General features: G+C 66.9%; 20 protein-coding genes. 12 read left to right on the top strand and 8 right to left on the bottom strand.

The genetic code is table 11. The features are described 5' to 3' along the window. Window positions 1-4: 4 nt before the first annotated feature. Both MY55_RS19275 and MY55_RS19270 read right to left on the bottom strand, forming a co-directional pair. Window positions 5-1075: an efflux RND transporter periplasmic adaptor subunit gene (locus MY55_RS19275; RefSeq protein ID WP_043579716.1), complete on the bottom strand. Its 1071-nt coding sequence runs from the start codon at window positions 1073-1075 to the stop codon at window positions 5-7. Continuing rightward, the gene (locus MY55_RS19270) at window positions 1072-1737 is read right to left on the bottom strand and encodes a TetR/AcrR family transcriptional regulator (protein ID WP_043579719.1); all 666 of its coding nucleotides are present in this window, start codon (window positions 1735-1737) and stop codon (window positions 1072-1074) included. Before MY55_RS19270 ends, MY55_RS19275 begins: the two co-directional genes overlap by 4 nt. Before the next feature lie 179 nt (window positions 1738-1916). Between MY55_RS19270 and argB the strand changes: the two genes are divergently transcribed. Continuing rightward, the gene (gene argB, locus MY55_RS19265; protein WP_047237401.1) at window positions 1917-2786 is read left to right on the top strand and encodes an acetylglutamate kinase; all 870 of its coding nucleotides are present in this window, start codon (window positions 1917-1919) and stop codon (window positions 2784-2786) included. A 94-nt stretch (window positions 2787-2880) separates the two neighbouring features. Further along, complete coding sequence (locus MY55_RS19260; RefSeq protein WP_043579723.1) at window positions 2881-3315, top strand: CBS domain-containing protein; 435 nt, start codon at window positions 2881-2883, stop codon at window positions 3313-3315. A gap of 41 nt (window positions 3316-3356) precedes the next feature. Here MY55_RS19260 and MY55_RS19255 read toward each other — a convergent pair whose 3' ends face one another. After that, entirely contained in the window at window positions 3357-4124 is a 768-nt protein-coding gene (locus MY55_RS19255; protein WP_047237402.1) for an IclR family transcriptional regulator, read from the bottom strand. A 132-nt stretch (window positions 4125-4256) separates the two neighbouring features. On the opposite strand from MY55_RS19255, the gene MY55_RS19250 reads away from it, so the two are divergent. From MY55_RS19250 to ylqF, 7 genes are all read left to right on the top strand, one after another. Continuing rightward, complete coding sequence (locus MY55_RS19250; RefSeq protein ID WP_043579725.1) at window positions 4257-5444, top strand: acyl-CoA dehydrogenase; 1188 nt, start codon at window positions 4257-4259, stop codon at window positions 5442-5444. 136 nt (window positions 5445-5580) lie between these two features. Beyond that, window positions 5581-6771: a CaiB/BaiF CoA transferase family protein gene (locus tag MY55_RS19245; protein WP_043579727.1), complete on the top strand. Its 1191-nt coding sequence runs from the start codon at window positions 5581-5583 to the stop codon at window positions 6769-6771. A 101-nt stretch (window positions 6772-6872) separates the two neighbouring features. Next, window positions 6873-8492, top strand: coding sequence for an electron transfer flavoprotein-ubiquinone oxidoreductase (locus MY55_RS19240; RefSeq protein WP_043579827.1), 1620 nt, complete (start codon window positions 6873-6875; stop codon window positions 8490-8492). 350 nt (window positions 8493-8842) lie between these two features. Further along, on the top strand, window positions 8843-9424 hold the full coding sequence (locus MY55_RS19235; protein WP_052258338.1) for a hypothetical protein: 582 nt from the start codon (window positions 8843-8845) through the stop codon (window positions 9422-9424). A gap of 18 nt (window positions 9425-9442) precedes the next feature. Beyond that, on the top strand, window positions 9443-9787 hold the full coding sequence (locus MY55_RS19230; RefSeq protein WP_043579729.1) for a DUF4870 family protein: 345 nt from the start codon (window positions 9443-9445) through the stop codon (window positions 9785-9787). A 208-nt stretch (window positions 9788-9995) separates the two neighbouring features. Beyond that, window positions 9996-10208 (top strand): DUF3820 family protein, encoded by a 213-nt coding sequence (locus MY55_RS19225; protein ID WP_043579731.1) that lies wholly within the window; start codon window positions 9996-9998, stop codon window positions 10206-10208. Window positions 10209-10210: 2 nt separating this feature from the next. Further along, complete coding sequence (ylqF, locus tag MY55_RS19220; RefSeq protein ID WP_043579733.1) at window positions 10211-11146, top strand: ribosome biogenesis GTPase YlqF; 936 nt, start codon at window positions 10211-10213, stop codon at window positions 11144-11146. 48 nt (window positions 11147-11194) lie between these two features. Here the strand turns inward: ylqF and MY55_RS19215 are convergent, their stop codons facing one another. The 4 genes from MY55_RS19215 to MY55_RS19200 all read right to left on the bottom strand — a co-directional run bounded on the left by MY55_RS19215 (window position 11195) and on the right by MY55_RS19200 (window position 13221). Continuing rightward, window positions 11195-11635: a hypothetical protein gene (locus MY55_RS19215; protein ID WP_043579735.1), complete on the bottom strand. Its 441-nt coding sequence runs from the start codon at window positions 11633-11635 to the stop codon at window positions 11195-11197. 143 nt (window positions 11636-11778) lie between these two features. Continuing rightward, entirely contained in the window at window positions 11779-12237 is a 459-nt protein-coding gene (locus tag MY55_RS19210; RefSeq protein WP_065202891.1) for a DUF3592 domain-containing protein, read from the bottom strand. Continuing rightward, on the bottom strand, window positions 12237-12668 hold the full coding sequence (gene ruvX / locus MY55_RS19205; protein ID WP_043579740.1) for a Holliday junction resolvase RuvX: 432 nt from the start codon (window positions 12666-12668) through the stop codon (window positions 12237-12239). The genes MY55_RS19210 and ruvX overlap by 1 nt, the downstream gene beginning before the upstream one ends. After that, window positions 12661-13221, bottom strand: coding sequence for a YqgE/AlgH family protein (locus tag MY55_RS19200; protein ID WP_043579742.1), 561 nt, complete (start codon window positions 13219-13221; stop codon window positions 12661-12663). The genes ruvX and MY55_RS19200 overlap by 8 nt, the downstream gene beginning before the upstream one ends. Window positions 13222-13366: 145 nt before the next feature. Here MY55_RS19200 and smc point away from each other — a divergent pair, with 145 nt between their 5' ends. The 3 genes from smc (at window position 13367) to MY55_RS23875 (ending at window position 19071) form a co-directional block, all read left to right on the top strand. Beyond that, entirely contained in the window at window positions 13367-16855 is a 3489-nt protein-coding gene (gene smc / locus MY55_RS19195) for a chromosome segregation protein SMC (protein WP_043579744.1), read from the top strand. Window positions 16856-17005: 150 nt separating this feature from the next. Further along, complete coding sequence (locus MY55_RS19190) at window positions 17006-18385, top strand: MFS transporter (RefSeq protein ID WP_043579746.1); 1380 nt, start codon at window positions 17006-17008, stop codon at window positions 18383-18385. A 374-nt stretch (window positions 18386-18759) separates the two neighbouring features. Next, a complete protein-coding gene (locus MY55_RS23875; RefSeq protein ID WP_047238186.1) occupies window positions 18760-19071 on the top strand; it encodes an energy transducer TonB in 312 nt (103 codons plus the stop codon). 36 nt (window positions 19072-19107) lie between these two features. Here the strand turns inward: MY55_RS23875 and MY55_RS19180 are convergent, their stop codons facing one another. Next, window positions 19108-19575, bottom strand: a complete 468-nt coding sequence (locus MY55_RS19180) for a MarR family winged helix-turn-helix transcriptional regulator (RefSeq protein WP_043579750.1) — start codon at window positions 19573-19575, stop codon at window positions 19108-19110. Window positions 19576-19856: the final 281 nt, after the last annotated feature.

Raw genomic sequence — 19856 nt, 5'->3', positions numbered from 1 at the left:
GTCCTCACCGATCCAGCAGCTTGACGCGCTGGCCTTCGCGCAGCAGATGCACGCCGGCGGTCACCACCTTGTCGCCGGCGCGCACGCCGTCGGTGACGGCGATGCTGTCGTTGTCCGCCGCGCCGACGCTGACCGGCTTGCGGCTGACGCGCAGGCTTTGCGCGTCTATGGTCCAGACATAGTGTTTGCCCTGCAGGTCCAGCACCGCGGTCAGCGGCAGGCGCAGCGCGCCGGCGGCGGCCTGGCCGGGGGCGCGCACATTGGCGGTCATGCCCAGCTGCAGCGCGCGGCTGTCGCCGGACAGCGCGATGCGGGCCGGATAGGTGCGGGTGGCCGGATCGGCGTCGGCGGCCAGTTCGCGCAGCTTGCCTTGCAGCGGCGCGCCACCCTTCCACAGGCTGACCTGGAACACGCCGGCGGCGCGCAGCCGCTCCAGCGCGTTTTCCGGCACCTGGATCGCCACTTCGCGCGCGCCGTCCTGCGACAGCTTGGCCACCGGCTGGCCGGCGGCCACCACCAGGCCGGGTTCGGCCTGCATCTGGCTGACCACGCCGTCGGCGTCGGCCGTCAGCGTCGAGTAAGCGGTTTGATTGCGGCTGGCGGACAGCGCGGCGCGCGCCTGGTTGACCTTGGCCTGGGCGGCGTTGACGCCGTTCTGCTGGCCGTCCACCTGGGCCTGGCTGATGAACTGTTTGGCCAGCAGCTCGCGGTAACGCTTCAGGTTCAGCTGCTGTTGGGCTAGGTCGGATTCGGCTGCCGCCAGCTGCGCCTGTTTGCCGGCGAGGTCGAGCTGGTAGTCGCTGGGGTCCAGCCGCGCCAGCGGCTGGCCCTTTTTCACGCGCTCGCCGCTGTTGACCAGCTTGGCCACCACCTTGCCGGCGACGCGGAACGCCAGCTGGGTCTCGTGGCGGGCGCGGATTTCGCCGGCGTAGCTGTCGCCGCCGGTTTCGGCATGGCCGCCGGCGACCGCGTAGCGCACCGGGCGAATGTCTTCCGGCGCGGCGGTTTGGCCCTTGCAGGCGGAAAGGCCAAGCGCGGCGGCGAGCGCGAGGCCGAGGGGAACTATGTGTTTCATGGGCGGGCGTCCTGGGGCGCGGGCTGGTGCATGCCTTGCAGCGTCAACCGCAGCGAGGTCTTGAGGAATTCGAGCGGATTGTCCTTGATGCTGTCGCAACAGCCGGGCACCAGGGCGAACGAGTGGCTGAGGATCATCGTCATCATCATCGGCGCGGTCAGCGCGTCGATCGCGTAATCGAGATGGACCGGGCGGAATTCGCCGCTGTCCATGCCGCGCTGGATGATGTGGCCGAGCAACTGGCGCGCCGGCAGGATGGCTTCGTCGTAATAAAAGCGCGTCAGCTCCGGGAAATTGGTGGCCTCGGCGGCCATCAGCTTGCACAGGCCGGCGGCGCGGGTGGAGCCGATATGAGTCCACCAATCGTCCAGCGCCAGAAACAGCAGTTCGCTGCTGCCGACGCCGTGCACTTGGGCCAGTTGCGCGCTCATCGCGTGGACGCGGGCGACGATGGTTTCGCGCACCACCGCCTTGAAGATGTCTTCCTTGTTCTGGAAATACAGGTAAGGCGTGCCCTTGGTGACGCCGGCGGCGCGGGCGATGTCTTCCATCTTGGTGGCGAGATAGCCCTTTTCGACGAATAAGGTCAGCGCGGCGTCCAGGATTTCGCTGGGCCTGGCGTCCTTCTTGCGCTGCCAGCGGCTGTTGCCGGTGTCGGTCATGACGATCTTTCTGAATTCTTGTTCAGTAATATCGGCACTGTAGGTCTTTCGATCAGGGTTCGGCAATTAATAAATCACAGTTCAGCAATTGCCGTGATTAAAATGCGACACCGTAATCCGAAATCGCCGGCCAGCCGTTTAGGGTTGAAGAACGCGATCCGCTAGCAAGGAGAAATGAAGTGGCAACAGACGCAGCCGAAAAGGCGAACATCCTGGCCGAGGCCCTGCCGTATATCCGCCAGTTCGCCGGCAAGACCATCGTGATCAAGTACGGCGGCAACGCGATGACCGACGAGGCCCTGAAAGAGGGCTTCGCCAAGGACGTGGTGCTGCTGAAGCTGGTGGGGATGAATCCGGTGGTGGTGCACGGCGGCGGCCCGCAGATCAACGACTTGCTGGCGCGCGTAGGCAAGCAGGGCGAATTCATCCAGGGCATGCGGGTGACCGACAAGGAAACCATGGAAGTGGTGGAGATGGTGCTGGGCGGCCTGGTCAACAAGGAAATCGTGTCGCTGATCAACAAGCACGGCGGCAAGGCGGTGGGCTTGACCGGCAAGGATGGCCATTTCATCCGCGCCCGCAAGCTGTTCCTGAAGGCCGACGGCGACGAGGCGGTGGACATCGGCCAGGTCGGCGAGATCGAAGCCATCGACCCGTCGCTGGTGTCGCTGCTGGACAGCCGCGACTTCATCCCGGTGGTGGCGCCGATCGGCGTCGGCGCAGACGGCGAGGCCTACAACATCAACGCCGACCTGGTGGCCGGCAAGCTGGCGGAAACGCTGCAGGCGGAAAAGCTGGTGCTGATGACCAACACGCCCGGCGTGCTGGACAAGCAGGGCAAGCTGCTGACCGGGCTGACCGCGCAGCGCATCGACGAGCTGTTCGCCGACGGCACCATTTCCGGCGGCATGCTGCCGAAGATCAGCTCGGCGCTGGACGCGGCCAAGAACGGCGTCGGCGCGGTCCACATCATAGACGGCCGCGTCAAGCACGCGCTGCTGCTGGAAATCCTGACCGCCGCCGGCGTCGGCACCATGATCCGCGCCTGACCCATCCCCGCCGCCGCCTGCCGCGGCGGTGATCTATAGTTATGGCATACCGCCGCGCGCGGCGGTGCCACAGGCTATAAAAAGGGGAGGCGACATGCAAACCGTAAGACAATTGCTGGATGGCAAACCGGTGCGGGCGCTGGTGTACGTCAGTCCGGACAGCACCGTGTTCCAGGCGCTGCAGGTGATGGCGGAAAACGATATCGGCGCGGTGCTGGTGATGGAGTCCGGCGACATCGTCGGCATCTTTTCCGAACGCGACTACGCGCGCCGCATCGTGCTGCAGGGCCGCACCTCGGCCGGGACCAAGGTGCGCGACATCATGACCAGCCGCGTGGTGTACGTGACGCCGCTGCAGACGCTGGACGACTGCATGAGCCTGATGACGGAAAAGCGCATCCGCCACCTGCCGGTGATGGAAGACCAGACCGTACTGGGCATGCTGTCGATCGGCGATCTGGTGCGGGCGACGATAGACGAGCAGGCGCAGGTGATCAACCACCTGGTGCATTACATCCAGTCAGCCTGAACCCGGCGGCCCGCGCAAGCGGGCCGCGGCGTTCCTGGCGTTCAGACCGTCGGCGCGATGCGCTGGCGCAGCGCCAGCAAGGCCGGCGCGATCCGTTCGCGCATCGCCGCCGCGTCGAAGGCGAAGGCCGGGCCGCTGGCGTTGAGCGCCATCGCCGGCTGGCCGGGCAAGAGCGCCGGCAGGTGGGTGCCCACCGCCATCACATCCGCTTCGTATTCGCCGAAAGACGCCGAGTAGCCGTGCCGCGAGTAGTCGGCGCAGGCCTGCTCCAGCCTTTGCTCCAGTTGCGGCCATTCCGCGCCGTAGCGCTCGGCCAGCCGCGGCAGCAGCGCTTGCCGCTCGGCGGCCGGCAAGCCGGCGAAATAGGCGCGCCCGATCGCGGTGGTGGCCAGCGGCACCCGCGAGCCGGTGGCAAGCTGCACCGATACCCGCGCCTGGCTGCGGCAGGTTTCCAGATACACCATATCGCTGCCGTCCAGCAGGGCCAGGCTCACCGACACATTGTTGGCCAGCGCGAATTCGCGCATCAAGGGCGCCGCCGCCGCGCGCAGATCGTAGCCGGCCAGCGCCGCCGAGCCCAGCGCCAGCAACGCCAGCCCCAGCCGGTACGGGCCGCCGTCGCCTTCCTGCTGCAAATAACCGAGCCGGGTCAGCGTGTAGCTCAGCCGCGACACCGTGGATTTGGGCAGGCCGGTGCGGCGCGCCAGCTCCTGGTTGGACAACGCGCCCTCGCCGGGGCGGAACGCCGCCAGCATTTCCAGACCGCGCGCCAGCGCGGTGACGAATTGCCGGTCTTCTGTTTGTTGCATCTTGTTCCCCATCACGGCAAAAGATAGCCGGCATGACGAGCAAATCGCTTTACAAGTCGCGGCCAGAGTGTTTAGTCTATTTTGCATGGTGAAATTCAATTCCGCAATGCGGAATTAATCGGGAGAAAGCATATGGCAGCATCCTCGCAGCGCGCGCCCTTCGTCTGGGAAGACCCCCTGTTGTTGCTGGACCAATTGAGCGACGAAGAGCGGCTGGTGCAGCAAAGCGCGCACGACTACTGCCAGCAGCGGCTGCTGCCGCGGGTGCTGACCGCCAACCGCGCAGAGCGCTTCGACCGCGAGATCATCAACGAGATGGGCGAGCTGGGCTTCCTCGGCTGCACCATAGAAGGCTACGGCTGCGCCGGCCTCAGCCATGTCGCCTACGGCCTGGTGGCGCGCGAGGTGGAGCGGGTGGATTCCGGCTACCGCTCGGCGATGAGCGTGCAGTCGTCCCTGGTGATGCACCCGATCTGGGCCTACGGCTCCGACGCGCAAAAAGACAAATACCTGCCCAAGCTCGCCAGCGGCGAGTGGCTGGGCTGTTTCGGCCTGACCGAGCCCGATTCCGGCTCCGACCCGGCCAGCATGAAGACCCGCGCCCGCAAGGTGGACGGCGGCTACCTGCTGTCCGGCAGCAAGATGTGGATCACCAACAGCCCGGCGGCCGACGTGTTCGTGGTCTGGGCCAAGGATGACGACGACGAAATCCGCGGCTTCATCCTGGAGAAGGGCATGCAGGGCCTGTCGGCCCCGGCCATCCACGGCAAGTTCTCCTTGCGCGCCTCCATCACCGGCGAAATCGTGATGGACGACGTGCTGGTGTCGGACGAGCAGCTGTTGCCCGGCGTCAAGGGTTTGAAAGGGCCGTTCGGCTGCCTGAACAAGGCGCGCTACGGCATCGCCTGGGGCGCGATGGGCGCCGCCGAGTTCTGCTGGCAGGCCGCCCGCCAGTACACGCTGGAGCGCGAGCAGTTCGGCCGGCCGCTGGCCGCCAACCAGCTGATCCAGCTGAAACTGGCCAATATGCAGACCGAGATCGCGCTGGGCCTGCAAGCCGCGCTGCGGGTGGGGCGGCTGATGGACGAAGGCCGCGCCGCGCCGGAAATGATCTCGCTGATCAAGCGCAACAACTGCGGCAAGGCGTTGGACATCGCCCGCGTCGCCCGCGACATGCACGGCGGCAACGGCATCAGCGACGAATTCCATGTGATCCGCCACGTGATGAATCTGGAGGCGGTCAACACTTATGAGGGCACGCATGACGTGCATGCCCTGATTCTGGGCCGAGCCCAGACCGGTATTCAGGCGTTTGCCTGATAAGCCGGCGCGGCCGGAGGGCCGGCCGCGCCGTTGATTCCTGTCTGTCCTTTGGGGGCCCGGCTTGCCGGGCCACTTTTTTTTAGCGGCGGACAGGCGCGCCATGGATCTTGGCGGCCAGAACAAGGAGAGCGCGATGGCAGGAGCGTTGGCGGGTATCAAGGTTGTGGATTTGAGCCGGGTGCTGGCCGGGCCATGGGCCAGCCAGCTGCTGGCCGATCTGGGCGCGGATGTGGTCAAGATAGAAAAGCCGGGCAGCGGCGACGATACCCGGCAATGGGCGCCGCCCAGCCTGCCCGACGGCAAGGCAGCCTATTTCCTGTGCGCCAACCGCGGCAAGCGTTCGCTGACGGTGGACATCAGCCAGCCGGCCGGCCAGGAAATCGTGCGCAAGCTGGCGGCCGAGGCCGATGTGCTGCTGGAAAACTACAAGGTGGGCGGCTTGGCGAAGTACGGGCTGGATTACGCCAGCCTGAAAGCCGTCAATCCGCGGCTGGTGTACTGCTCGATCACCGGCTTCGGCCAGAGCGGGCCCTATGCCGGCCTGGCCGGCTACGACTATATCGTGCAGGGCATGTCCGGCCTGATGAGCATCACCGGCCCGGCCGACGGCGAGCCGCACAAGGTGGGGGTGGCGGTGTCCGACCTGTTCACCGGCCTCTACGCCGCCAATGCGGTGCAGGCGGCGTTGATCGCCCGCGAACGCAGCGGCGCCGGCCAGCATATCGACATGGCCTTGTTCGACTGCTCGCTGGCGATGCTGGCCAATGTGGCGTCCAACTGGCTGGTGGGGCGCAAGGTGCCGCCGCGGCTAGGCAACGCCCACGCCAACATCGTGCCCTACCAGGTGTTCGCCGCGTCGGATGGCCATTTCATCCTGGCTTGCGGCAACGACAAGCAGTTCGCCGAGGTATGCCGGCTGATCGGCCAGCCGCAGTGGGCGCGCGACGCCCGTTACGCCACCAATCCGCAGCGGGTGGCGAACCGCGCCCAGCTGGTGCCGCTGCTGGCGATGGCGTTCCGCCACCATTCGCGCGAGCACTGGCTGAAGGAGCTGGACAAGGCCGGCGTGCCCTGCGGCCCGATCAACGACGTGGAGGAGGCTTTCGCCGATCCGCAGGCCGAGGCGCGCGGCATGCAGCTGGCTTTGGAGGATAATGTCGGACAAGAAGTGCCGCTGGTAGGGTGTCCGATCAAACTTTCCGGCACGCCAGTCGAGTACAATCTAGCCCCTCCCGCTCTGGGAGAACATACTGAGCAGATCTTGCGCACGCTAGGTTATGGCGAATCGGACATTGTCGCATTGCGCAACAGTGGCACCGTTTAAACGCTTGTTTGATTTTGACGGCATCATCGCTTCATAGCATGATGTCAATCAAATCAATAAGTCCCGGCGGGCGCAAAGGAGAAACGGTGCAACGCGAATACATGGAATACGATGTGGTGATCGTCGGCGGCGGGCCTTCCGGCCTGTCCGCGGCGATCCGTCTGAAACAGCTGGCGGCCGAGCAGGGCCGCGAAGTCAGCGTCTGCCTGCTGGAGAAGGGCTCGGAAATCGGCGCCCACATCCTGTCCGGCGCGGTGATAGAAACCGGCGCGCTCAGCGAGCTGCTGCCGAACTGGAAAGAGCTGGACGCCCCGCTGAACACGCCGGCGCTGTCCGACCGTTTCCTCTACCTGACCGAAACCGAATCCATCCAGCTGCCGACGCCGCCGCAGATGCACAATGCCGGCAACTACATCGTCAGCCTGGGCAACTTCTGCCGCTGGCTGGGCCAGCAGGCGGAAAACCTGGGTGTGGAGATCTACCCGGGCTTCGCCGCGGCCGAGGTGCTGTACCACGCCGACGGCTCGGTCAAGGGTGTGGCCACCGGCGCGGTCGGCACCGGCAAGAACGGCGACCAGGAAGGCGAGCCGGGCATGGAGCTGTGGGCGAAGCAAACCCTGTTCGCCGAAGGCTGTAGGGGCTCGCTGACCAAGACGCTGTTCGAGCGCTTCAAGCTGCGCGACGGCGCCGATCCGCAGACTTTCGGCATCGGCATCAAGGAATTGTGGGAAGTGAAGCCGGAGCATCACCAGCCCGGCCACATCACCCATACCGTGGGCTGGCCGCTGGACACCGCCACCTATGGCGGCTCCTTCCTCTACCACCTGGAAGACAATCTGGTGGCGGTCGGCTTCGTGGTCGGCCTGGATTACCAGAATCCCTACCTGTCGCCGTTCGAGGAGTTCCAGCGCTTCAAGACCCACCCGGCGATCAAGAAAACCTTCGAGGGCGGCCGCCGCGTCTCCTACGGCGCCCGCGCGCTGACCGAGGGCGGGCTGCAGAGCCTGCCCAAGCTGACCTTCCCGGGCGGCGCGCTGATCGGCGACACCGCCGGCTTCCTCAACGTGCCCAAGATCAAGGGCACCCACACCGCGATGAAATCCGCGATGCTGGCGGCCGAGGCGGTGTTCGAGCTGTTGGGCGACGAGGCGCGGGCGCAGGGCGGCGAAGCCAAGGCCTATTCGGCCAAGTTCCAGCAGAGCTGGGCGCATGCCGAACTCTACAAGGTGCGCAACATCCGCCCGTCGTTCCGCTGGGGCCTGTGGCCGGCGATGATCTATTCGGCGCTGGACACCTTCCTGTTCCGCGGCCGCGCGCCGTGGACGCTGCGCCACAAGCACGCCGACAACGAGTCGCTGCGGCAGGCCTATGAGTTCAGCCCGATCGCCTATCCGAAGCCGGACGGCAAGCTGACCTTCGACCGCCTGTCCTCGGTGTTCATCTCCAACGCCAACCACAGCGAAGACCAGCCGGCGCACCTGAAGCTGAAGGACGCGTCGGTGCCGGTGGCGGTCAACCTGGCGCTGTACGATGCGCCGGAGCAGCGCTACTGCCCGGCCGGCGTGTACGAAATCGTCGGCCAGGACGAAGGCAAGCCGCGGCTGCAGATCAACGCGCAAAACTGCGTGCATTGCAAGACCTGCGACATCAAGGACCCCACCCAGAACATCAACTGGGTGACGCCGGAGGGCGGCGGCGGGCCTAACTACCCCAATATGTAAGCCGCGCGCCGCGCCGCGAAACCGGGCCGCTCCGCGAGGACGGCCCGGTTTTTTCTTGCGGGATCAGCTTGTTGCCGCGCCCCGCCGCCGGAACTATGGCTTGACGGCGGCGGCCATCATTGGCAGCATGCTGGGCATGACTGACCGAAATGCCGTCCTTTTCCACCGCTATTCCTATTGGTACCGCTCATCCTGGCGGCGCCAGGGATAGGCTTGGCCAAGACGACGAGGTCTGCGAGCACATTCCCGACAAATGCCGCCGGTTACCGGTGGCATTTGTTTTTTTGATCTTGCAAGAAGCGAATGTTCTCCGGTCCGACCGCACCGTTCCCGATCCGGAGACACCTGCCATGAACGAAGTCAGAGACGCCTTTTCCCTTGCCCGCAGCCAGGCCGCCACGATGGCGGAGTCCACGCTGTACCCGGTCGCCCTGGTGACCGACGGCGAGTGGCTGGCTTATCGCTCCGGGCCGCCGGCCGGGCAGTTGTCTTCCTGGCTGGCGGCTTGCGATGGCGGCGCGCCGCTGCTGGAGTCCATGCTGCCGGAAATCCGCCTGCTGGCCTTGCGCCTGGCGCTGCGGCGCGGCTTGCCGGCGCAGGGCCTGCCGCCGCGCCTGGCCGAACCGGCCGATTGGTTGGCGGCGCGCATTCTGCTGCTGGAATGGCGGCAGGTGGCGCTGGGGCTGGACGAGCTGGCGGCGCTGGATGACGCCAACCGCCGCGCGGCGGAGCTGGCGGCGGCTGCCGGCCTGGCGTGGCGGCCGGCGCTGCCGGTCTTGCTGTCCGGGGGCCGCGGCGAAGGCGGTTTGCAGGGCTGGAGCCCGCGGCCGGCTCAGCCTGGCGCCGGCCGCGGCGTCGCCGCGGCGCTGGACGCCAGCCGCCGCGCGCGCGCCGGCCTGGCCGGGCGTTTCGAAAAATTGCTGAATTGCTAACCCCGCGGGAGAAGATGCATGGAGCTGGAGCTGCACGACGAAGGCGAACGCAAGCTGAACAATCTGACGCTGGCGGTGTACATCCTGCAGGCGGTCAGCCTGCTGGTCGGCGTCACCGCGCTGGTCGGCGTGATCATCAACTACGTGAAGCGCGACGATGTGCGCGGCACCTTGTACGAAAGCCATTTCGAATGGCAGATCCGCACCTTCTGGCTGGCCCTGCTCGGCTATGTCGTCGGCTTCGCCACGCTGTGGCTGTTGGTGGGCGGCGTAGTGCTGTTCGCGGTGTGGGTTTGGTACATCTACCGCGTGGTGAAGGGCTTCCTGTATTTCAACGACCGCAAGCCCATGCCGCAGCCGTGAAAAGGCGGGCGCCGAAGCGCCCGCAAACGGCTCTGCGCGAACCGAAAAGCCTGGCCGGACCAGCGCCGGCCGCAGGTGTCGCGCCGACATGCTAAATCGCCGCCGCGCCGGCCCAAAGCGAAACCCGCTGCGTGATTGCGCCATATCAAGCCTGGCCGGCGCTGGCCGGCTTTGGCACAATGCCCAGCCTCAATCTATACCTGCCATCATGCAAGCCGAAGACCTGCTCAGCCTCACCACCCGCGTCATGCCTTTCGGCAAGCACAAGGGCACCCTGATTTGCGAACTGCCGGGCAACTACCTGAACTGGTTCGCCCGCGAAGGCTTTCCGCCCGGCGAGATCGGCCGGCTGCTGCAACTGATGCAAGAACTCGACCACAATGGTCTGACTTATCTGCTGGACCCGATTAGAAAGCGTTGACAATGGCAATCCAATGGTTCCCCGGCCATATGAACAAGGCGCGCAAGGATATTACCGAGCGCCTGAAAGAAATCGATGTCGTGATCGAGCTGCTGGACGCCCGCCTGCCGGCTTCCAGCGCCAATCCGATGCTGGCCCGCATGGCGAAGGGCAAGCCGCGGCTGATGATCTTGAACAAGCAGGACCTGGCCGACCCGGCCATCACCCAGCAGTGGCTGGCCTGGTACAACGCCAAGCCCCATACCCAGGCGCTGGGCATGGACGCCGGCGAGCGCGCGCCGGCGCAGAAGCTGGTGGCGGCCTGCCGCGAGCTGGCGCCCAACCGCGGCGGCCTGGAAAAGCCGCTCAGGGTGCTGATCTGCGGCATTCCCAACGTAGGGAAATCCACGCTGATCAACAGCATGTCCAGCCGCAAGATCGCCAAGACCGGTAATATGCCGGGCGTCACCAAGAACGAGCAGCGCATCATCCTGGCCGACGACTTCGAACTGTTCGACACCCCCGGCATGCTGTGGCCGAAGATCGAGGTGGAGGAGGGCGGCTACAATTTGGCCGCCAGCGGCGCGGTGGGCCGCAACGCGATGGACGAGGAAGAGGTGACGCTGGAGCTGCTGAAGTATCTGCTGGTCCATTACGCGCCGGAATTGAGCGCGCGCTACAAGCTGGACGACGTGGAGGGCCGGCAGGACTGGCAGGTGCTGGAAATGATAGGCAGGAAGCGCGGCGCGGTGCTGTCCGGCGGCCGCATCAATATGCAGAAGGCGGCGGAGATCGTGCTGACCGACTTCCGCGACGGCCAGGTCGGCCGCATCACGCTGGAGCGCCCGGATGAATGGCTGGCGTGGGAAAAGCGCGCGAAGGCCATCGCCGCCGAGCGCGCGATCCTGCGCGAGGAAAAGCTGAAAGAGAAGGAAAGCCGCAAGCAGGGCAGCCGCTGAGGCCCGCGAAAAAGCCCGGAGCATTCCGGGCTTTTTTCATGGCCGGCGCTAGGCCAGGGTGTCGACGATATTGCCGTTGGTGCTGTCCGCCACCGCCTGGCCGGCCAGCGCCGGATTGCTTTGCAGCACCGTCGCCCAGTTGCCGTTGAGGCCGGACGATGCGGCGCCGCTGACGCCCAGCGTTTGGTCCAGCACCTGCTGATCGGTGCTGTCCTGCGCGCTTTCGCCGCTGCTCGGGCTCAGCGCGCTGCCTTGCAGCACGCCGGCGGTGGCGAAGCCGTTGAGCATGCCGGCGGGGTCGTAGGTGGCGCCGCTGCTGTCGCCGCCGCCCAGCAGCGTCACCACGCTGGACTCCTGCGACAGCTGGGCCGCCTGGGCGGCCAGCGCCTGCGTGGCGTTGCCGTTTTGCACCACCGGCGACGGCACGGTGCCGCCGTTGAGCAAGGCGGCGCTCGCCAGTGAAATCTGCGTGGTTTGACTGATGCTCATGGCGGGGCCCTCCGCTGAATCTGCCATCGCTATCAGTATCGCCAGTTTGCCGGCCCGACTCAATGGCGCTTAATAGCTTCTAACAAAACAATGGCTTGCGGAGATTCTCTGGCAGGGGAACCGGGCGCCCGGTGGCGAAGGGCTCAGCGGCGGAGCAGCAGGGCGACGCCGGCGGCGGCGAACAGCAGCATCAGCAACTGGCCGGCGCTCAGGCTCCAGTGCGCGCCGGTCTCCAGGCAGGCTTGCTGCGGTTTGGCGGGGTTGTAGCGCACCTGCACCGCCGCGCCGGCGGGATAGCGGCTGACGGTATCCTGGGCCAGCGTCTGGCTGCCGCCGAAGCCGGCGTCGGGGATGCGGATATTGCCGGCGCGGTAGTGCTGGCCGCCGGCCTGGTAGCGGTAGACGACGTCGGCGCGGTACTCGCGCTGATCGCTGTTGTCGCCGCCGCGGCGCTGCCGCCATTCCACCGCGCTGCGCTCCACGACGCCGGCCGCGATCGGCCAATCGCGCGCCGCGTTGGCCAGCTGCGCCTGGCGCCACAACCAGCAGAAGCCGGCGACGCTGGCGGCGAGCAGCAGCAGGGCGAAGAGCCTGGCCGGCATCAAACTGCGGTGCCCGGCTGCTCGAACCAGCCGGCGAGGATGGCCTGCGCGGCCACCTGGTCCAGCGCCGGTTTTTGCTTGCGTCCTTTCTTGACGCCGGCCTCTTCCAGCAGCTGCTCGGCGATCACCGAGGTATAGCGCTCGTCCACCAGCCATACCGGCAGGCCGAAGCGGCCTTTGAGCCGGTTGGCGAAGCGGCGCGCCAGCGCGCTCATTTCGTGTTCGACGCCGTCCGGGTGCATGGGCAGGCCCACCACCAACTGAGCCGGCTGCCATTCGCCTATCAGTTTGCCGATGGCGGCGAAGCGCTCGTCGGTGACGGCGGTGTCTATGGTAGCCAGCGGGTGGGGGATGCCCAGCATCGCGTCGCCGACGGCGACGCCGATGCGGCGCTCGCCGAAATCAAAAGCCAGCACGCAACCTTCAGGCATGGCCGACTTCCGACGACAGCAGGGTGGGGTCGATGCCCAGCAGCGCCATCGCGGCGTCGTAGCGGGCTTCGCAGGGCAGTTCGAAGATGATGGCGGGGTCGGCCGGCACCGTCAGCCAGCCGTTGTCGGCGATTTCCTGCTCCAGCTGGCCTTCCGACCAGCCGGCGTAACCCAGCGAGATCAGCAGCCGCTCGGGCTTGCGGCCTTCGGACACCGCCGCCAGCACGTCCTTGGAGGTGGTCAGCGCGATGTCGTCGGTGACCATCAGGCTGGACTGCCAGTTGCCGGAGGGTTGGTGCAGCACGAAGCCGCGGTCCGGCTGCACCGGGCCGCCGAAGTAGACCACCCCGGTGCGGGTGTCCTCGTCGTCCAGCGGCAGATCGATCTGGTCGAACAGCTGCGCCATGGCGATGCCGGACGGCTTGTTGACGATCAGGCCCATGGCGCCGTGTTCGCCGTGCTCGCACAGGTAGACCAGCGACTTGGCAAACAGCGGATCGCCCATGCCGGGCATGGCGATCAGGAAATGATTGCACAGCGATAAGGGTTCCATACGGCCATTATGGCACAACTGCCCCAGCCCCAGGCCAGCGCAAATTCGCCGGCGCGGCCGGGGCCGCCATGCCGCACCGCTGGCGCGGCGGGCCTGATAAAATGCCGCTTTGGCTTAATCTCTACATACGAGCAGTGAGGATGTCTTGCGCCTGACCCATATCAAGCTTGCCGGTTTCAAGTCATTTGTCGACCCCACCAGCATCGCGGTGCCGGGCCAACTGGTGGCGGTGATCGGCCCCAACGGCTGCGGCAAGTCCAATGTGATCGACGCCGTGCGCTGGGTATTGGGCGAATCGTCCGCCAAGCAGTTGCGCGGCGAGTCGATGCAGGACGTGATCTTCAACGGCTCGTCCACTCGCAAGCCGGTGTCGCGGGCGTCGGTCGAGCTGGTGTTCGACAACGCCGACGGCCAGTTGACCGGCCCCTGGGGCCAGTACGCCGAAGTGGCGATCAAGCGGGTGCTGACCCGCCAGGGCGAATCCAGCTACTACATCAACAACCAGCAGGTGCGGCGGCGCGACATCACCGACCTGTTCCTCGGCACCGGCGTCGGCGCGCGCGGCTACGCGGTGATCGAGCAGGGCATGATCTCGCGCATCATCGAGGCGCGGCCGGAAGAGCTGCGCGCCTATCTGGAAGAGGCGGCCGGCGTGTCCAAGTACAAGGAGCGCCGCCGCGAGACAGAAAACCGCCTGACCGACACCCGCGCCAACCTGGAGCGCATCGCCGACCTGCAGCAGGAGCTGGAGCGCCAAGTGGAGCGCCTGTCGGAGCAGGCTGAAGTGGCGTCCCAGTATCACGACCTCAAGGGCGCGCTGACCCACAAGCAGAACCTGCTGGCGCTGGCGCGGCGCGAGGAGGCGGCGCGCAACGAGGCGGCCGCCCGCGCCGAGCTGGCGCGCATCGAAACCGAGGAGGCGGCGCTGGAGAGCGCGGCCACCCACCTGGAAACCGAACAGGAGACGGTGCGCGAAAGCCATTTCGCCGCCAGCGACGCGGTGCACGAGGCGCAGCAGCAGCTGTTCGAGGCCAACGCGCAGCTGGCGCGGCTGGAAGAGGCGCAGCGCCACCGCGAGCAGAGCCGGCAGCGGCTGGAGCGCGACCTGGCGGCGGCGCGCAGCGAACGCCAGCAACTGGCCGACAACCGCCAGCAGGTGGAGGCCGAGCTGGACGATTGGCTGCCGCGGCTGGAAGAGGCGCAGCTCAGGCAGGAAGAGGCGCAGATGGCGCTGGAGGACGGCGCCGACGAACTGCCGGGCGCCGAGGCCGCCTTCCGCGTGCTGGACCAGCGGCAGTCGCAGATGGTGGCCCAGCAGGCCAACCTCACCCGCGAGCGCGACCTGTCGCGGCAGAAGATCGAACACTGGCAGCGCGGCATGCAGCAACTGGCCGGCCGCGACGCCGCGCTGACGCGCGAATTGTCGGACCTGAACCTGCCGGAGCACGCCGCGCTGGAAGCGGCGCAGCAGGAAGTGGCCAAGGCCAGGGCCGCGCTGGACGCGGTGCGGGCGCGGCTGGTGGCCGACGAGGCCAAACAGGCCGACCTGGCTGCCGAGCGCGAAAAACTGGACCAGCAGCTGGCGGCCAAGCGCACCGAGCTGGCGCGCGCCGAGGCAGAGGCCGCCGCGCTGGCGGCGCTGCTGCAGCGCGAGGCGGCCGGCGAGCAACTGGCCGGCTGGCTGGAACAGCATGGCCTGGCCGACGCGCCGCAACTGTGGCAGTCGCTGCAGATCGACGCGCGCTGGCAGCAGGCGCTGGAAGCGGCGCTGGGCGAACGCCTGTCCGCCCGCGCCGCCGCGCTGCCGGCCGGGCAGCCGCCCGCCGCGCTGGTTCTGGTGGACGGCAAGCGCGCGGCCGCCGCCGGATTGCCGGCGCGAAGCTGGCCGGCTCTATTGGCCGAGGTCAAGGCGCAAGCGCCGTTCGATGCCGCGCTGGGCGACTGGCTGGCCGGCGTGTACCTGGCCGACACGCTGGATGCCGCTTTGGCGCGCCGCGGCGAATTGGCGGCCGGCGAATGCTGGCTGACGCCGGAGGGCCATCGTGTCGATGCCGCCAGCGTGCGCTACCACGCCGAAGCCAGCGGCGACGGCCTGATGGCGCGCAAGCGGCAGCTGGACGAAGCCAGCGCCCGCGCCGAGGCCTGGCGGCCGGAAATCGAAGCGATGCAGAAGAAGCGCGACAGCCTCTTGAGCATGGGCAATATGCTGGCCGAGGCGGTGCGCGGCCAGAAGGGCTCGCTGACCCGGCTGGAGGCGGAGCTGAACGCCGCCACGCTGGAGCACGTCAAGCTGGACCAGGCGGCGCGCCAGGGCGCGGCGCGCTTGTCGGCGATCGAGGCCGAGCGCCAGCGCATCGCGGAAGAGCGCGCGCACGCCGACGACGGCATCGCCGAGGCCGAACTGATGGGCGAGGAAGCGGCGCTGACGCTGGAGGAACTGGCGCTGCAGCTGGAAGAGGTGAGGCTGGACCGGCTGAATGCCGAAACCGGCCTGCAACTGGCGCGCAACAAGGCGCGCGACGCCGAGCGCGTGCTGCACGAGATCAAGCTGGCGCTTCACAGCGCCGAGCAGAAGGTGGCCGAACTGTCGCGCCGCGGCCGCGAGCTGGCCGACCGCGACGAGCAGCTGCAGGAACGGCTGGAGACGCTGGCCGCCGAGTCGGAAACCGTCGACGAGGCGGTGCCGGAAGAGGCGCTGCAGCAGGCGCTGGCCGAGCGCGAGTCCCGCGAAGGCGGCCTCGCGGCCGCGCGCGACCGGCTCAACCAGCTGACCGAGCGGCTGCGCGAGCTGGGCCAGCGCCAGCAGGAAGCCAACGCCGCGCTGCCGGCGCTGCGCCAGGCGCGTTCAGACTGGCTGCTCAAGCACCAGGAGGCCAGGCTGGCGATGGAGCGCTTCGCCGAGGAGCTGGCCCAGGCCGAGGCCGACGAGGCGGCGTTGCTGGCCGATCTCAACGAAGGGGTGAAGCCGAACGCGCTGGCGGCGGAAATCGCCCGCCTGGCGCGGGCGCTGGAGGGGCTGGGGGCGGTCAACCTGGCTGCGCTGCAAGAGCTGGAAGAGGCGAAAAAGCGCGGCGAGTATCTGGCCAGCCAGTCCGACGACCTCAACCAGGCGATGGCGACGCTGGAGGAGGCCATCGCCAAGATCGACGGCGAAACCCGCGAGATGCTGCAAGCCACCTACGAGGCGGTCAACGCCAAGATGCGCGAATTCTTCCCCACGCTGTTCGGCGGCGGCCGCGCCGAGTTGGTGCTGACCGGCGAAGACTTGCTGGACGCCGGCGTGCAGATCATCGCCCAGCCGCCGGGCAAGAAGAACAGCACCATCCACCTGCTGTCAGGCGGCGAAAAGGCGCTGACCGCGATGAGCCTGGTGTTCTCGCTGTTTTCTCTGAACCCGGCGCCGTTCTGCCTGCTGGACGAGGTGGACGCGCCGCTGGACGACGCCAACACCAGCCGCTTCTGCGACCTGGTCAAGCAAATGTCGGAGCGCACCCAGTTCCTCTATATTTCCCATAACCGCCTGACCATGGAAATGGCCGAGCAACTGGTGGGGGTGACCATGCAGGAACAGGGCGTCAGCCGCATCGTCGCGGTGGACATCGTCGAAGCGCTGAAGATGCGCGAGACCGCCTGATTCCACTATTGACGCGGCGCAAAGGGCGCGAGGCGGACGGATGGCATACTGCGCCGCCTTGATAGGCCTGATCGAAACCATTCTGCGGATCCGAACGGAACGCGTCGTCGCTCGCCGCCGGCGCGTTCTCGCCATTGTGGAAGTGTAGCCATGACCGTAAGCATCAAACGCTGGGAGCCGGAAAACGTCATTTTCTGGCTGAGCCGCGGCCGCGGCATCGCCCGGCGCAATCTGTGGCTGTCCACCTTCTCGCTGCATCTGAATTTCAACATCTGGATGATGTGGAGCATGGTGGTGGTCAATCTGCCGGCGGTGGGCTTTCTCATTTCCGACCAACAGCAGTTCCTGCTGGTGTCCATCCCGCCACTGGTGGGGGCGCTGATGCGGCTGATCTATTCCTGGGCCTGGAGCTGGGTCGGCGGCGGATTGTGGCTGGGCCTGTCGACGCTGTTGCTGTTGCTGCCGGCCTGGGGCGTGGGCGCGGTGGTGCAGGACATCGCCGCGCCATTCTGGCAATTGCTGCTGGTGGCCGGCTTGTGCGGCGTCGGCGGCGGCGCCAGCGCTTCGCATTTGTCCAATACCAGCTTCTTTTTCCCCAAGTCGGAAAAGGGGCTGGCGATGGGCATCAACGCGGGGCTGGGCAATCTCGGCGTGTCGGTGGCGCAATTGCTGATTCCGCTGTGCATCCTCTATCCGCTGTTCGGCCTGCATGCCGGCGAGCCGCAGGTATGGGGCCGGGGCGGCGACGTGCATTACGTCTGGCTGCAGAACGCCGCCTATGTCTGGCTGCCGCTGGTGCTGCTGGCGGCGCTGGCCTGTCTGCTGTACGCGCACGATCTGCCCAAGCTGCGCATCACCCCGCGCGACCAGCTGGACGCGATGCGCGACGCCCACACCTGGTACATCTGTTTGCTGTACATGGGCAGCTACGGCACCTTCCTGGGGTTTTCCGCCGCTTTTCCGCTGCTGGCGCGCAGCATGTTTCCGCAAGTGGACGCCAGCCCCTATCTGTTCGTCGGCCCGATGGCCTGCGCGCTGGCGCGGCCGCTGGGCGGCTGGATGGGCGACCGGATCGGCGGCGGCATCGCCACCGTGGCCAGCAATCTCCTGATGGCGCTGGGCACCGTCGGGGTGTATCTCAGCCTGCCGTCGGCCGGCAGCGGCGGCTCGTTCTGGCTGTTTCTCGGCATGTTCCAGCTGATTTTCCTCGCGGCCGGCGTCGGCAACGGCTCGTCCTATCAATTGGCGCCCAAGGTGTTTCTGTTGCTGGCCGGGCGCGAGGCGCAGCGGCGCGGCGAAAGCCTGTTGCAGGCCTATGCCCGCGGCGGCAGGCGCGGCGCGTCGGCGATGAATGTCAGTTCGGTGATGGCGGCGTTCGGCGGTTTCGTCATTCCCAAGGCCTTCGGCTCGTCGCTGAGCTGGTTCGGCGGCTTTTTGCCGGCGTTCGCGATGTTTTTCCTGTTTTACCTGCTGTGCATGGCGCTGGCCTGGTGGCATTACAGCCGGCTGGGCGCTGCCATGCGCTGCTGAGCGCCGCGATGTTCACGTTGAGGCGAGCCTGCCTGTTGTCGCTGGGCCTGCATGCGCTGGCAGTCTGGATTTGGGCAAGCTGGCCGGCGCGCGATGCCGTGCCGGCGCAGCCCGAGCCGCCGCTGGCGGTTCGTCTGGCGGCGGGGAGCGCTGCGGCTGCGCATGCCGCGGGCGCGCTGCGCGGCGGAGGCGGTTTGGCTGGAAGCCGGCCGGCGATGCCAGCCCGGCAGTCGCAGAGGGCTGAACATGCCGGGGCCGGATCGCTTGCCGCCGGCGTCGCGGGGCCCCAGTCTGCGCCGGCTGGCCGTTTTGCAAATGCCGCGGCCGCCGCGACTGATGCGGCGGGAGGCGGGCAGATTTCGGCTACGGGCGGGATGGAGGCAAAGGACGAAGGCCAGAGCGATGGCGACCATGAGGCGCTTTACCGTCCAGCCTATCTGGAGAATCCGCAGCCCCCTTACCCGGAGCGGTCGCTGCAGCTGGGAGAAGAGGGCGAGGTCTTGCTCAGCGTCAGAGTCGGCGTCAATGGCCGGGCTCTGAAGGTGACGCTGGCGCGCAGCAGCGGCTTCCGGCGCCTGGACCAGGCGGCGATGGACGCCGTGGCGCGCTGGCGATTCGCGCCGGCCAGGCGCGGCGGAGCGGCCGCGGAATCGGTGCTGACCATCCCGGTGAGCTTCCGGCAGTGAGGCGGCGCGCCTGAGCGGGAGGAGGCTTGCTTAGGCTTAGGCCGGCTCGTTCTCCTGTTGCTCCAATGCCTGGCTGAAGCTGGCGCGCAGGCGGCCCAGTTCGTTGCAGAAGCCGGATAGGTCTTGCTCGCCGAAATGCAGGAAAGCGTTGTGCATGTAGTCGAGGTGGGCCGGAAAGGCTTGACTGAACAATTGCTGGCCGTGGGGTGTCAAAGCCACGAATACGCTGCGGCGGTCGTTGGGCTGCATGCTGCGGGTGACGATGCCCTTGTCTTCCAGGCGGTCGAGCACGCCGGTCAGGGTGCCTTTGGTGATCAGGGTGTGGTCGGACAGCTCCTTGCAATTCATGCCCTGGCTGTTGCCCAGGGTGGTAACCACGTCGAACTGTGGCGGTGTCAGTCCCAGCCGGCGGATGTTGAAGCTGGCGAACTGTTCAAAGGCCTGGTAAGTGCGCGACAATTCGCGTACGACAGGCAGGAAACTGGCTTGGTCGGATTTTTTCATCGTAAAGAGTCCCCGTGCTGTTCTAAGCAGTGTTGTACAGACTAGTACGGCCCTGTAACAGAGTTATCTCCAATTCTGGCACGCGATCCGGATAAATTCGCCTGTCTGAAATGTCATATTCATCCTGGCGAATTTTCCTGAGCGTTATACAGGGTTGCGGGGAAATGCGTAGCTGGTCTAATGGCTTGGCCCAGCCGTCTTGGCAATGGCATTTTCGCGTCGGGGGTTTGTCAAGCGTTTTTGCAATGCCAAATGGCGCGCTGCGGCGGGCTTTCGTTATA

It is taken from the genome of Chromobacterium subtsugae (genome assembly GCF_001676875.1).
Lineage (GTDB): Bacteria > Pseudomonadota > Gammaproteobacteria > Burkholderiales > Chromobacteriaceae > Chromobacterium > Chromobacterium subtsugae.
The sequence above is the reverse complement of the archived record's forward strand: the minus strand, read 5'-3'. Positions and strand labels throughout refer to the sequence as shown.

Excerpts from the sequence above, each read along its gene's own strand:
- MY55_RS19275 (WP_043579716.1), bottom strand. The coding sequence starts at position 1,075 with ATGAAACACATAGTTCCCCTCGGCCTCGCGCTCGCCGCCGCGCTTGGC.
- MY55_RS19270 (WP_043579719.1), bottom strand. The coding sequence starts at position 1,737 with ATGACCGACACCGGCAACAGCCGCTGGCAGCGCAAGAAGGACGCCAGG.
- MY55_RS19260 (WP_043579723.1), top strand. The coding sequence starts at position 2,881 with ATGCAAACCGTAAGACAATTGCTGGATGGCAAACCGGTGCGGGCGCTG.
- MY55_RS19255 (WP_047237402.1), bottom strand. The coding sequence starts at position 4,124 with ATGCAACAAACAGAAGACCGGCAATTCGTCACCGCGCTGGCGCGCGGT.
- MY55_RS19250 (WP_043579725.1), top strand. The coding sequence starts at position 4,257 with ATGGCAGCATCCTCGCAGCGCGCGCCCTTCGTCTGGGAAGACCCCCTG.
- MY55_RS19245 (WP_043579727.1), top strand. The coding sequence starts at position 5,581 with ATGGCAGGAGCGTTGGCGGGTATCAAGGTTGTGGATTTGAGCCGGGTG.
- MY55_RS19240 (WP_043579827.1), top strand. The coding sequence starts at position 6,873 with ATGGAATACGATGTGGTGATCGTCGGCGGCGGGCCTTCCGGCCTGTCC.
- MY55_RS19235 (WP_052258338.1), top strand. The coding sequence starts at position 8,843 with ATGAACGAAGTCAGAGACGCCTTTTCCCTTGCCCGCAGCCAGGCCGCC.
- MY55_RS19230 (WP_043579729.1), top strand. The coding sequence starts at position 9,443 with ATGGAGCTGGAGCTGCACGACGAAGGCGAACGCAAGCTGAACAATCTG.
- MY55_RS19225 (WP_043579731.1), top strand. The coding sequence starts at position 9,996 with ATGCAAGCCGAAGACCTGCTCAGCCTCACCACCCGCGTCATGCCTTTC.
- ylqF (WP_043579733.1), top strand. The coding sequence starts at position 10,211 with ATGGCAATCCAATGGTTCCCCGGCCATATGAACAAGGCGCGCAAGGAT.
- MY55_RS19215 (WP_043579735.1), bottom strand. The coding sequence starts at position 11,635 with ATGAGCATCAGTCAAACCACGCAGATTTCACTGGCGAGCGCCGCCTTG.
- MY55_RS19210 (WP_065202891.1), bottom strand. The coding sequence starts at position 12,237 with ATGCCGGCCAGGCTCTTCGCCCTGCTGCTGCTCGCCGCCAGCGTCGCC.
- ruvX (WP_043579740.1), bottom strand. The coding sequence starts at position 12,668 with ATGCCTGAAGGTTGCGTGCTGGCTTTTGATTTCGGCGAGCGCCGCATC.
- MY55_RS19200 (WP_043579742.1), bottom strand. The coding sequence starts at position 13,221 with ATGGAACCCTTATCGCTGTGCAATCATTTCCTGATCGCCATGCCCGGC.
- MY55_RS19190 (WP_043579746.1), top strand. The coding sequence starts at position 17,006 with ATGACCGTAAGCATCAAACGCTGGGAGCCGGAAAACGTCATTTTCTGG.
- MY55_RS23875 (WP_047238186.1), top strand. The coding sequence starts at position 18,760 with ATGGAGGCAAAGGACGAAGGCCAGAGCGATGGCGACCATGAGGCGCTT.
- MY55_RS19180 (WP_043579750.1), bottom strand. The coding sequence starts at position 19,575 with ATGAAAAAATCCGACCAAGCCAGTTTCCTGCCTGTCGTACGCGAATTG.